The sequence below is a fragment of the Gordonia sesuvii genome (assembly GCF_036350415.1).
In the GTDB taxonomy this organism is placed as follows: domain Bacteria; phylum Actinomycetota; class Actinomycetes; order Mycobacteriales; family Mycobacteriaceae; genus Gordonia; species Gordonia sesuvii.
The window spans coordinates 761,251-773,693 of sequence record NZ_JAZDUF010000001.1; the positions used below are offsets into that span (position 1 = coordinate 761,251).

Consider the following 12,443-nt stretch of genomic DNA (forward strand, 5'->3'; position numbering starts at 1 on the left):
TTTGCACCACTTGATAATTCACCTTGAATCGAACATGTGTTCGTGTACTCTGGAGGCATGAGAACTTCGGGGGATCTCACCGCCATCAGCGATCTACTACGCGACCTATGTGTCGATGACCTGTCGGGTCATGACGCGTTCGAGGCGATGCAGTTCATGCTCATCGTCCGCAACCTCGTCGACCACCACGCCGCACGCCTCGCCGGCATGCTGGAACGGCTGGGCGTCGCCAAGAGTCAGGGTCGCAGTACCCGTGAACTGCTCATCGTGATGGGCTTCGCACCATCGGTCGCCCAACGGCTCCTGCGTATCGCCGGATCGCTGGAGGCGTTACCGACCCTGGACGCCCACGCCGCCGACGGCGCCATCTCCGCCGAACACGTCGACGCCATCGCCCGCGGAGTCAGCCACATCGCCGGCAGATCAGCGGAACCGATCGACGACGCGCTGCGTCTAAACCACGTGACCGATCTTCTCGGACAGTACTTCTCCGGCGCCACCCCCGCCGACATCGACAAACGTGCCCGCACCCTGGGCAACCAACTCGCCGACGACACCGACGGCCTGCCCGCCGCCGAAGACCGCGAACTCAACGAACTCGCCACCCACACCGACGACGACGGCCGCCTGCACCTCGAAGCCAGCCTCGACGTCGAAGTCGGCGAAAAACTGTGCGCCGCACTCAATGCCCTCGGCGCACCCCGCCCCCAACCCGACGGCTCCCGCGACCCCCGCAGCATCGCCCGCCGCCACGCCGACGCCCTGGACACCATCCTGGACATCGCGGCCCGCATGCCCAGCGACATCGCCAGCGCCGCACCCAAAACCCAACTCCTGCTCACCATCCCCGCCGACACCCCGACACTGGCCGAACTCGACCTCATGGGCTCGGTCACCCAGGCGACCCTGCGCCGACTGTCCTGCGATGCCGCGGCCACCACCCTGCTCATCGACGACGAACGCGTCCCCCTCGACATCAGCCGCGAGAAACGACTGGTACCGCCACACATCCGAAAAGCGTTGCACGTCAGAGACGAATGCTGCGTCAAATGCGGCGCACCCGCCAACCGCACCCAAGCCCATCACCTGACCCACTGGATCGATGGCGGGGACACCAGCCTCGACAACAGCTGCCTGCTCTGCAGTGCCTGCCACACCGACATCCACCACAACGGCTGGGAAGTGTTCCTCGGCAACGACCGCCACCCCTGGCTCATCCCACCCGCGGCCGTCGACCCGCAACGGCGACCGTTGCCCGCCCACAACCGGCGGACCCTGAATCTCGACAACCTGCCCGCAGCCGCCTGACCGTCACAGCACTAGCCACCCAACAGATCTCGATACGCCACCTCGCCTAGCGGCTCGGCGGCTACTCGATCAGCAAGACCGCACCCGACCTCGTCGGGACCGCATCCGTACCTTGACAACTCCACAGAGTGAAACACCCACGCCACCAACCGGTGTCACGTACCCGACGGCCGCCACCCCGACCTCACCAAGCGGCGAGGTGCGCGGTACACGACACCGGACGGCAGGATCACCGGACGGCAGGGTCACCGGACGACCGAGCCAATCGATCGACCAGCAGGCGGTAACGCCGGCCGAGCACCGTTCAGACAAGCTCGACGACGGTGGCGTTGGCCATCCCACCGGCTTCGCACATCGACTGCAATCCGTACCGGATTCCGTTGTCGCGCATGTGATGCACCATGCGGGTCATGAGGATCGCCCCGGAACCGCCGAGTGGGTGACCCACGGCGATCGCACCACCGAGGGGGTTGACCCGATCCGGGTCGGCGCCGGTCTCGATCTGCCACGCCAGCGGGACGGGCGCGAACGCCTCGTTGATCTCGAACACCCCGATGTCGTCGATGGTCAGTCCGGACCGCTCCAGGGCCTTCGCGGTCGCAGCGATCGGTCCGGTGAGCATGATGACGGGGTCGTCGCCCGCGACGGCGACGGTGTGGACGCGTGCGATCGGCGTCAGCCCGAATTTCTCTGCGGTGTCACTGCCCATCACGAGCAATGCCGCGGCTCCGTCGGAGATCTGCGAAGCGTTTCCGGCGTGGATCACCCCGTCCTCTCGGAAGGCGGGCTTGAGCGCAGACATGGACTCGACCGTGCCGCCGCGACGAATCCCCTCATCCCCTTCGAGCACACCGGCGATCGGGGCGAGCTGACGATCAAACGCACCTGCATCGGTGGCCTGTGCGGCGAGTTCGTGGGAGCGCAGCGCGAATTCGTCGAGAACGGTACGGCTCAGCGACCATTTCTCGGCCATCATCTCGGCACCGATTCCCTGGCTGAATCTGTCGACTCCGTAGCGGTCGAGCACTGTGGCGGGCTGGCTCTCCCCGTTGGGCGCCGCGCTTCCCATCGGCACGCGGCTCATCGACTCCACGCCCCCGGCGACGACCACATCCTGCTGGCCGGACACCACGGCGGCAGCCGCCATGCTCAGCGCCTGCTGACTCGATCCGCACGCCCGGCTCACGGTCGTGCCCGGTACCGACTCGGGCCATCCGGCAGCAAGAACGGCGGTCCGGGCCACGTTGCCTGCCTGCTCCGACGTCTGACTGACGCACCCCCAGACGACGTCGTCGACGACCTGCGGTTCGATACCCGTCCGTTCGGCAAGCGCTTCGAGAACATGGGCGGACAGGTCGGCCGGATGGATTCCGGACAGGGCGCCGCGGCGACGGCCGATCGGGCTTCGAACCGCGTCCACGATGACGGCATCCCGCATGTGCTGTTCCTCCTTGTCGGCGGGCAGATCAACGCTCTGGTCGAGTGACTTCTCCCAGATCGACTACACCCGGCGTGGGGGTCGATGACAAGAGGATTCGGACACACGGACCGATAGTCATCGCCTATGTGCCCGAACGCGGCGACCCGGCGCCGGATTGGCAGCCGCTAAGGCTCCGATAGCCGATTCCTGGTTCCACGACCGTCCGGTGCAGGGCATGCTGGGCTGAGCGCAGTCCGCCCGGTCACCGAGATCGGTCGCAGCAGAAACATCGATCACGCAGCTGGTCACCGGTTACGCAGCAGTCACACAGAAAGAGGTCAGCATGGCCCGCCTCGCCCAGACACTCGGTTTGACCGACGTCCAGTCGGAGATCGTGGCGAATGTGCGTCGGTTCGTCGACAAGCAGATCATCCCGGTCGCGCAGGAACTCGAGCGCACCGACACCTACCCCCAGGACATCGTCGACGGGATGGCCGAGATGGGGTTGTTCGGGTTGATGATCCCCGAAGAGTACGGCGGGCTCGGTGAGTCACTCCTCACCTACGCGCTGTGTGTCGAGGAACTGGCCCGCGGCTGGATGAGCGTCTCCGGGGTGATCAACACCCACTTCATCGTCGCCTACATGATCCGTCAGCACGGCACCGACGAGCAGAAGCAGCGGTTCCTGCCGCGGATGGCCACCGGCGAGGTCCGCGGCGCGTTCTCGATGTCGGAGCCCGATCTCGGTTCGGACGTCGCCGCGATCACCACTACCGCCAAGCGCGGAGCCGACGGCGACTACTCGATCACCGGGCAGAAGATGTGGCTGACCAACGGCGCGAGCTCCACCCTGGTCGCCGCGCTGGTCCGCACCGAGGAGGGCCAGGAACGCAAGCACAAGAACCTGACCACGTTCCTGATCGAGAAGCCCGCCGGCTTCGGTGAGGTGCTGCCGGGACTCACGATCCCCCGCAAGATCGACAAGATGGGTTACCGGGGCATCGACACCACCGAGCTGTTCTTCGACGACCATCGCGCCCCGGCCACCGACATCCTGGGCGGTGTCCCCGGACGCGGCTTCGCCCACATGATGGACGGTGTGGAGGTCGGCCGGGTCAACGTGTCCGCCCGCGCCTGCGGGATCGCCCAGCGCGCTTTCGAACTCGCCGTTCGATACGCGCAACAGCGTTCTACCTTCGGCAAGCCGATCGCCGAACATCAAGCTGTGGCGTTCAGCCTCGCCGAGATGGCGACCAAGGTCGAGGCCGCACATCTGATGATGGTGAACGCCGCGCGTCTCAAGGACTCCGGTGACCGTAATGACGTCACCGCCGGCATGGCGAAGTATCTGTGCAGCGAGTACTGCGCCGAGGTCACGCAGGCGAGTTTCCGCATTCACGGTGGCTACGGCTATTCGACCGAGTACGAGATCGAACGCCTCATGCGCGAGGCCCCCTTCCTGCTCATCGGCGAGGGCACCAGCGAAATCCAGAAGCAGATCATCAGCAAGGGGCTGTTGCACGAGTACCGCGAGAACTGAACACCTCCGACGGCGCGGGCCGTACAGGCGTCTGGTGGTCGCCGCGTCGGGATAGGCTCGGGGGGTGTCTGTCTACGACCACGGATTCGCACGGGTCACCGGTGCAGTGCCGATCGTCTCGATCGCCGACCCGGCGACCAACACCGAACGGACTGTCGAGTTGGTACGCGCGGCTGCCGACGACGGGGCAGCGCTCGTCGTCTTCCCCGAACTCGGGTTGTGCGGGTACAGCATCGACGACCTGTTCCACCAGGATGCGGTCATCGACGCGTGCCTGACGGGTCTGGCGTCGATCGTCGAGGCGAGCCGGGGTCTACGGCCGGTCATCACGGTGGGGCTGCCGATGCGCGTCGGCGACGGACTCTACAACTGCGCGGCCGTGGTGCACGACGGCGCGATCCTCGGTGTGGTGCCCAAGTCGTATCTCCCGAACTATCGGGAATTCTACGAACAGCGATTCTTCGCCGCCGCCCGCGACGCTCCCGTGACGACGGCAACCGTGCTCGGACAGCAGGTTCCGTTCGGCGCGGACCTCATCTTCGAGGCCACCGACGTCGAGGGCTTCAGCGTGCACGTCGAGATCTGCGAGGATGGCTGGGTTCCCATCCCACCGAGCACGTGGGCGGCCCTGGCCGGCGCCACCGTGCTGGTCAACCTGTCCGGCTCTCCGGTGACCGTCGGCAAAGAGGGTTATCGAAAAGCTCTGTGCACCAGCCATTCCGCCCGCTGCGTCGCCGCCCACGTCTACGTGGCGGCGGGGTTCGGCGAGTCCACCACCGATCTCGCCTGGGACGGTGATGCGCTGATCAGCGAGAACGGCACCCTTCTAGCCCGTTCGGACCTGTTCGCGATGGACGCTCAGATGATCACCGCGGATATCGATCTCGACCGTCTGCGCCAGGAACGGATGCGGATGATCAGCCTCCGCGATCAGGTCGGCGACTTCGCCGACGAGCTGAAACCGCTGCGCCGCATCCGGTTCACGCTCGGATCAGACACAGCACTCGGATCAGACACAGCGGCCGGCGACATCCTGCGCCGCGAGGTGCCGCGTTTTCCGTTCGTGCCGGCCGACTCCGCCGACCGGGACGCCCGCTGCCGGGAGGTCGGCAACATCCAGGTGCAGGGTCTGGCCGCCCGACTACGCGCCACCGGGATCGACAAGATCGTCATCGGGGTGTCCGGAGGCCTCGACTCCACCCTCGCCCTGCTGGTCGCGGTGGACACGTTCGACCGACTGGGGTTGCCGCGAGAGAACATTCTCGCGTACACGATGCCCGGTTTCGCCACGGGCACCGCGACTTTGCGCCGCGCCCACGTGCTGATGGACACGCTCGGTGTCAGTGGGAGCGAGATCGACATCCGGCCGTCGTGCGAACAGATGCTCGCCGATCTCGGACACCCGTACGCCGGCGGGGAGAAGGTCTACGACGTCACGTTCGAGAACGTCCAGGCGGGCGAGCGGACATCTCACCTGTTCCGCCTGGCCAACCATCACGGGGCGATCGTCCTGGGTACCGGTGACCTGTCCGAGCTCGCGTTGGGCTGGTGTACCTACGGTGTCGGCGACCAGATGTCGCATTACAACGTGAACTCGTCGGTGCCGAAAACGCTGATCCAGCACCTCATCCGGTGGATGATCGCGACCGGTGCATACTCGGCGGAGACGACAGAGGTGCTGACCGAGATCCTCGACGACGTCATCTCACCGGAACTGGTGCCCGCCGGCGACGACGGCCGCATACAGAGCACCGAGGACACGGTGGGGCCCTACGAACTCCACGACTTCTTCCTCTACTACGTCACCCGGTTCGGCTACCGGCCGGAGAAGGTGGCGTACCTGGCGTCGCAGGCCTGGGGAGACCGCGATCGAGGTGCGTGGTCGGAGCTGATCAGCGACCATCGCCGTAATCAGTACGACGCAGACACCATCCGGCACTGGCTCGGCGTCTTTCTCAAGCGGTTCATGGGCAATCAGTTCAAGCGCTCCGCGATGCCCAACGGACCGAAGATCGGCTCCGGCGGATCGCTGTCGCCGCGCGGGGATTGGCGCTCGCCGAGCGACGCGAGCGCCCGGGTGTGGCTCGACGCACTGTAGGCATCAACGGCCGGCGCGGGCTCGGGACCCGTTCTAGTCGCAGGCCTCGAGCAGACGCTTGAGCTCATGGTCGAAGGCGTGCGCGATGTCCCACACGTCAGGGGCGAGGTCCGTGCAGGTCAGGATGCCGATGTTGAGGTGGCCGTCGGCCGAGAACACCGTGATGTTGAGGCCCAGACCGTGGAAGACCGGCCCCAGCGGATACACGGCCGTCACGCGTGCGCCCAGGAAGTAGAGCGGGAAGTCGGGTCCAGCGACGTTCGAGACCAGCACGTTGAAGACCGGCGGATGCGACATCGCCAGCCGCCGGTCGCCGTAGAATTTCATGACGGTCGCCAATGTGGTTCCCGGAGCGAACTGCGCCCAGGCCCGGAGCATGTTCGCGTCGATGTCCGCGTGATGGTCCTTGGACGTCCGCGCCAGCTCCGCGGCCCGCTTCAGCCGATCCACCGGGTCGTCGAGGTCCGAGGCGAGCTTGGCGAACATGCCGGTCACCTTGTTGGTGCCACCGGTGACCAGCGAGCTCTCGTCGGCGCCGTGCACCGACACCGGGACCATGGCCACCAGGGGCTCGTCCGGTAGTTCGTCGTGACCTTCGAGGTAATCGCGCAGCGCTCCGGCGGTGATGGCCAGCACCACGTCGTTGATCTTCACGTCGAATTGGTTCTTGACCCGCTTGACGTCGTCGAGCGACAGCTGCGCCATCGCGAGGGCGCGATGCGGCGTGATCGGCGCATTGAATCTGGTGCGCGGCGCCTGGAACGGCGCCGGCATCGCCGACTTGGTGCGGCTGCGCCGGAACCAGTTGATCGGTACCTCGACGGTGCCGGGGATGAGTCTGGCCATCGCGATGGGTCGTTGCACGAAGTAGTTCATCGCGCCGGTGAGCGCCATCGTCGTTCGGGATGTCGGCCCTGCCGTTTCCTGCACCTTGTCCGGATCGAGCTCGGGCGCCTCGGGGCTGAGCGTGCACATCTGCGCCAGCATCTCGGCGCCGGTGACCCCGTCGACGCTCGCATGGTGTGTTCGCAGCATCGCCGCGACCTTGCCATCGGCGAGTCCCTCGATGATCCACAACTCCCACAACGGCTTACCGCGATCGAGCGTCTGCCCGGCCAGGTGTCCACACAGTTCGGCGAGCTCGGCCTCACCGCCGGGAGCCGGGACCGCGACTCGATGCACGTGGCGCTCGATGTCGAAGTCGTCGTCCTCGATCCAGACCGGGTGATCGATGTTGAGCATCGAATTGTCCAGTTTGCGACGAAAATTGGGCATCGCCGCGATCCGCCGCTGCAGTTCGTCACGGAGCTTGACGAAGCTGTAGCCGCCCGGCACGGTCGACGGATCGATCTCGATGAGACCGATGATGTGCATCATCTGGGATCGGGTCTCCAGGTACAGAAACGACGCATCGAGGCCGCTCAGACGCTGCATTGCCACCACCTCACTTGCTCGTCACCCACACCGCACGGTGACCCATGGCCGTTGGTTCAACTACCGACAGCGTCGATCATCCGGCCCAATCATGCCGGAAGTATGACCCGCCGACGCCGTGTTCGCCCTAGGTTTTGCCGTATGGATCATCATCTCGATGTCGACCGTAAAGATGTCGCCGATCTGCCGGTGAACGCCAATCCGCTCTTCACTCGTCCTGGTGAAGCCACCGAGTTCCCGCGCTTCTCGCTCCCCGCGACGTCGTCCCTGCCGGAGACCGTCTATCAGATCGTCCACGACGAGGCGATGCTCGACGGCAACGCGCGGCAGAACCTCGCCACGTTCGTCGGCACCTGGATGGACGAGCACGCCAACCGGCTCTACGTCGAGTCGGCGGACAAGAACATGATCGACAAGGACGAGTACCCGCAGACCGCGGCGATCGAGACACGTTGCTGGACAATGCTCGCCGATCTGTGGAACGCGCCCGACCCGACGCGTGCGGTCGGGACGTCGACGATCGGTTCGTCGGAGGCGGCGATGCTCGGTGGGTTGGCGCTCAAACGTCGATGGGTCGAACGCCGCAAGGCCGAGGGCAAACCCGTCGGCACACCCAACCTGATCATGTCGTCGGCCGTGCAGGTGTGCTGGGAGAAGTTCTGCAACTACTTCGACATCGAGGCCCGCTACGTACCGATCACCGAGGAACATCCTCTGCTCGACGGTCACGACCTCGCGTCGTACGTCGACGAGAACACGATCGGGGTCGTGCCGATCATGGGCGTGACCTACACCGGCGCCTATGAGCCGGTCGAGAAGATCGCGGCCGCGCTCGACGAGATCCAGGCCTCGACCGGCCTCGACATCCCGATCCATGTGGACGCAGCGTCGGGCGGCGCGGTGGCCCCGTTCCTTCAACCCGACCTGGTGTGGGACTTCCGGCTCGAGCGGGTCGCCTCGATCAACATGTCCGGCCACAAGTACGGGCTGGTCTACCCAGGCATCGGCTGGGTGGTGTGGCGTGAGGAGAGCCTGCTGCCGGAGAGCCTGGTGTTCCGCGTCAGCTATCTCGGCGGCAACATGCCGACCTTCGCGCTCAACTTCTCCCGGCCCGGCGCGCAGGTGCTGCTGCAGTACTACCAATTCCTCCGCCTCGGGTTCGACGGTTATCGCGCCGTGCAGCAGAACTGTCAGGACGTCGCGCTGTATCTGTCATCGGCGATCGGGGCGATGGAACACTTCGAGTTGCGCAGCGACGGTTCGGACATCCCCGTCTTCGCGTGGCAACTCGCTCCGGGACGGTCCACCAACTGGACACTGAACAACCTGTCGTCGCAGCTACGCGAGAAGGGTTGGCTGGTGCCGGCCTACCCGCTGCCCGACAACCTCGCCGACCAGTGGGTCCAGCGGATCGTGGTGCGCAACGGCCTGTCCCGCGATCTCGCCGACGTCCTGATGCGTGACATCCGGGTCTCGGTCGACTACCTCGACAGCCTCGACGGCCCGATGCCCGCACCGCACACCACCACCGGCTTCCACCACTGATCCGCGCCCGCGAAAGCAGACCTGGGTAGAACACGTTCTAGTACGCTCAGTCCTCGATGAGCAACTACAGCCACGCCGAGCTCGATGACGCGTTCCGGGAGTTCCAGAAGGCGGTTGCCGAGATCGCCGTCACCCGCGACTGGGACCGGTTCGCCGAGATGTTCACCGCCGACGCCCGCTACATCGAGCACGCACTGGGCACGATGTCCGGCCGCGAGGAGATCCGGGCCTGGATCTGGAAGACGATGACCGCCTTCCCCGGCAGCCACATGACCGGCTTCCCGTCGCTGTGGCATGTCGTCGACGCCCCTACCGGCCGGGTGATCTGTGAAGTCGACAATCCGATGCGGGACCCGGGTGACGGCACCCACATCACTGCCACCAACATCACCATCCTCACCTACGCCGGTGACGGCCTCTGGAACTGCGAGGAAGATGTCTACAATCCGATGGAATTCGGACAGGCAGCCATGCGGTGGTGCGAGAAGGCGGCTGACCTGGGCACTCTCGACGACGAGGCGAGCAGGTGGATGCAGACCGTCGGGAAGATGTTCGCCCGGCGCGGGTGACCCGCCTACCGGCGGCGCGCACAGATCACGTGCGGGCACGTGAATCACGCCAGCGCCCGGTGACCGGCGACACGCGATGAAGGCGTAACGACGCGCCGTGCTGGTTACGATTGCGTAGGTGCGGTGCTTGGGTCCACCGGATCAGGTGACGTACCCTGAACGACTGATCACCATGTCAGTCGGCCCGCCGAACCATTCAGACATGACATGCGGACCACGACCGTCACCGTTCGGAGGAAACTATGGCACGCCAGCTGAACCAGCTCGAACTGCTCAAGGAGCTGTCGCCGGTCGCCGAGGACAACGTCAACCGGCACCTGAAGATCGCCAAGGACTGGAACCCGCACGATTACGTCCCGTGGGACGAGGGCAAGAACTTCGCGGCTCTCGGCGGCGTGGACTACGACCCCGAGCAGTCGCAGCTCGGCGAAGTGGCCAAGGCCGCGATGATCACCAACCTCCTCACCGAGGACAACCTACCCTCCTACCACCGGGTGATCGCCGAGAACTTCTCGATGGACTCGGCGTGGGGCCACTGGGTGGGGCGCTGGACCGCCGAGGAGAACCGGCACGGCATCGTCATGCGCGACTACCTGGTCGTGACCCGCGGCGTGGACCCGGTTGCCCTCGAAGAGGCCCGGATGGTCCACATGACCAACGGCTATGACCCGATGCTCGCCGCAGCCGACCGCGCCGACGAGATGAAGGAGAAGGGCGAAGACGTCGGGCTGCTGCACTCGGTGGCCTACGTGACCTTCCAGGAGCTCGCGACGCGGGTGAGCCACCGCAACACCGGTAAGGCGTGCAACGACCCGATCGCCGACAAGATGCTGCAGCGTATCGCCGCCGACGAGAACCTGCACATGATCTTCTACCGCAACATCTGTGGCGCCGGCATGGACATCGCGCCCGACCAGACGCTGCGCGCGGTCACCGACATCGTCACCAACTTCCAGATGCCCGGTGCCGGAATGCCCAACTTCCGCCGCAACGGCGTGCTGATGGCCAAGCACGGCATCTACGACCTGCGCCAGCACCTCGAAGAGGTCATCATGCCGGTGCTGCGCAAGTGGAAGGTCTTCGAGCGCGAGGACTTCAGCAGCGAGGGCGAGCAGACCCGTGAGGAGCTCGGCAACTTCCTCGAGCAGCTCGAGAAGGACACACTCCGTTTCGAGGAGATGCGTGACCGGTCCCTCGCCCGCGAGGCCAAGAAGCGGGAGAAGCAGGCATCCTGAGCACCACCTCGACCCTTCGTGACGCCCGCTCGTTCCTCGCGGGCTCCTCAGGGATCGCTGGGGACTCACCGGCCACAATGTCGTTCCCTGAGGAGCGAGCTTGCGAGCGTCACGAAGGGCGACGCCCCCTCCGCATCGGCTCGATCGAACTCGCCAGCCCGGTGGTGTTGGCCCCGATGGCCGGCGTCACCAATGTCGCGTTCCGCACGCTGTGCCGTGAACTCGAACTGGCGCGCACCGGTACGGTCTCCGGGCTCTACGTCTGCGAGATGGTCACCGCGCGTGCGCTCGTCGAGCGCCACCCGGTCACGATGCACATGACCGCCTTCGGCCCGGACGAGAACCCGCGGTCGATGCAGCTGTACACGGTCGACCCGGACAACACCTACGCCGCGGCCAAGATGATCGTCGACGAGAACCTCGCCGACCACATCGACATGAACTTCGGGTGCCCGGTCCCCAAAGTGACCCGCAAGGGTGGTGGATCGGCGATTCCGTACAAGCGCAAGCTGTTCCAGCGCATCGTCGCCGCCGCGGTCCGCGCGACCGAGGGCACGTCGATCCCGGTGACGGTGAAGTTCCGGATCGGCATCGACGACGATCACCACACGCATCTCGATGCCGGCCGGATCGCGGCCGCCGAGGGCGCACAGGCCGTCGCACTCCACGCCCGCACCGCCTCTCAGCGCTATTCGGGTACCGCCGACTGGGACGAGATCGCGCGTCTCAAAGAGCACGTCACCGACGTGCCGGTCCTCGGCAACGGCGACATCTTCGAGCCCTCCGACGCGGTCGCCATGATGCGCCAGACCGGTTGCGACGGTGTCGTGATCGGCCGCGGCTGCCTCGGCCGTCCCTGGCTGTTCGCCGAGTTGGCGGCCGAACTGAACGGGCTGCCGGCCCCGGCGCAGCCGAACCTCGGCGAGGTGTCGCAGATCATCGTGCGGCACGGAGAGTTGCTGGCGGCGCATCACGGCGAGGACAAGGGCATGCGTGAGATCCGCAAACACGTGGCCTGGTATCTGCGCGGTTTCCCCGCTGGAAGCGACCTGCGCAATCGGCTGGCGTTGGTGAACACCCTCGATGAACTGCGCGACCTGGTCGCGACCCTCCCGGCCGACGCCGAGTTCCCCGCCGACGGCCACGGGCCGCGCGGGCGGCAAGGCTCTCCTGCCAAGGTCGCGCTGCCCGAGGGCTGGCTCGACGACCCCGACGAGGACGTGGTCCCCGCGGGCGCCGAGGTCATGCATTCCGGCGGCTGACGGCTGCCGGATCTCCGCTCGGTTACGACTGT

General features: G+C 66.0%; 9 protein-coding genes. 7 read left to right on the forward strand and 2 right to left on the reverse strand.

The window, feature by feature from the left end:
* Positions 1-57: 57 nt before the first annotated feature.
* Positions 58-1,308: an HNH endonuclease gene (locus tag VZC37_RS03530; protein WP_330431019.1), complete on the forward strand. Its 1,251-nt coding sequence runs from the start codon at positions 58-60 to the stop codon at positions 1,306-1,308.
* A 304-nt stretch (positions 1,309-1,612) separates the two neighbouring features.
* Here VZC37_RS03530 and VZC37_RS03535 read toward each other — a convergent pair whose 3' ends face one another.
* Positions 1,613-2,746 carry a thiolase family protein gene (locus tag VZC37_RS03535; protein ID WP_330431020.1) on the reverse strand — a complete coding sequence of 378 codons (1,134 nt, stop codon included), beginning with the start codon at positions 2,744-2,746 and terminating at the stop codon, positions 1,613-1,615.
* 325 nt (positions 2,747-3,071) lie between these two features.
* Between VZC37_RS03535 and VZC37_RS03540 the strand changes: the two genes are divergently transcribed.
* Together VZC37_RS03540 and VZC37_RS03545 are read left to right on the forward strand one after the other, a co-directional pair.
* Entirely contained in the window at positions 3,072-4,268 is a 1,197-nt protein-coding gene (locus VZC37_RS03540) for an acyl-CoA dehydrogenase family protein (protein WP_330431021.1), read from the forward strand.
* A gap of 64 nt (positions 4,269-4,332) precedes the next feature.
* The gene (locus VZC37_RS03545) at positions 4,333-6,366 is read left to right on the forward strand and encodes an NAD(+) synthase (RefSeq protein ID WP_330431022.1); all 2,034 of its coding nucleotides are present in this window, start codon (positions 4,333-4,335) and stop codon (positions 6,364-6,366) included.
* A gap of 33 nt (positions 6,367-6,399) precedes the next feature.
* Here VZC37_RS03545 and VZC37_RS03550 read toward each other — a convergent pair whose 3' ends face one another.
* Positions 6,400-7,800 (reverse strand): WS/DGAT/MGAT family O-acyltransferase, encoded by a 1,401-nt coding sequence (locus VZC37_RS03550; RefSeq protein ID WP_330431023.1) that lies wholly within the window; start codon positions 7,798-7,800, stop codon positions 6,400-6,402.
* A gap of 141 nt (positions 7,801-7,941) precedes the next feature.
* Here VZC37_RS03550 and gad point away from each other — a divergent pair, with 141 nt between their 5' ends.
* The 4 genes from gad to dusB all read left to right on the forward strand — a co-directional run bounded on the left by gad (position 7,942) and on the right by dusB (position 12,411).
* On the forward strand, positions 7,942-9,345 hold the full coding sequence (gene gad / locus VZC37_RS03555) for a glutamate decarboxylase (RefSeq protein ID WP_330431024.1): 1,404 nt from the start codon (positions 7,942-7,944) through the stop codon (positions 9,343-9,345).
* 56 nt (positions 9,346-9,401) lie between these two features.
* A complete protein-coding gene (locus tag VZC37_RS03560; RefSeq protein WP_330431025.1) occupies positions 9,402-9,914 on the forward strand; it encodes a nuclear transport factor 2 family protein in 513 nt (170 codons plus the stop codon).
* Positions 9,915-10,156: 242 nt separating this feature from the next.
* Complete coding sequence (locus VZC37_RS03565) at positions 10,157-11,149, forward strand: acyl-ACP desaturase (RefSeq protein WP_330431026.1); 993 nt, start codon at positions 10,157-10,159, stop codon at positions 11,147-11,149.
* A gap of 77 nt (positions 11,150-11,226) precedes the next feature.
* Positions 11,227-12,411, forward strand: a complete 1,185-nt coding sequence (dusB, locus tag VZC37_RS03570) for a tRNA dihydrouridine synthase DusB (RefSeq protein WP_330431027.1) — start codon at positions 11,227-11,229, stop codon at positions 12,409-12,411.
* Positions 12,412-12,443: the final 32 nt, after the last annotated feature.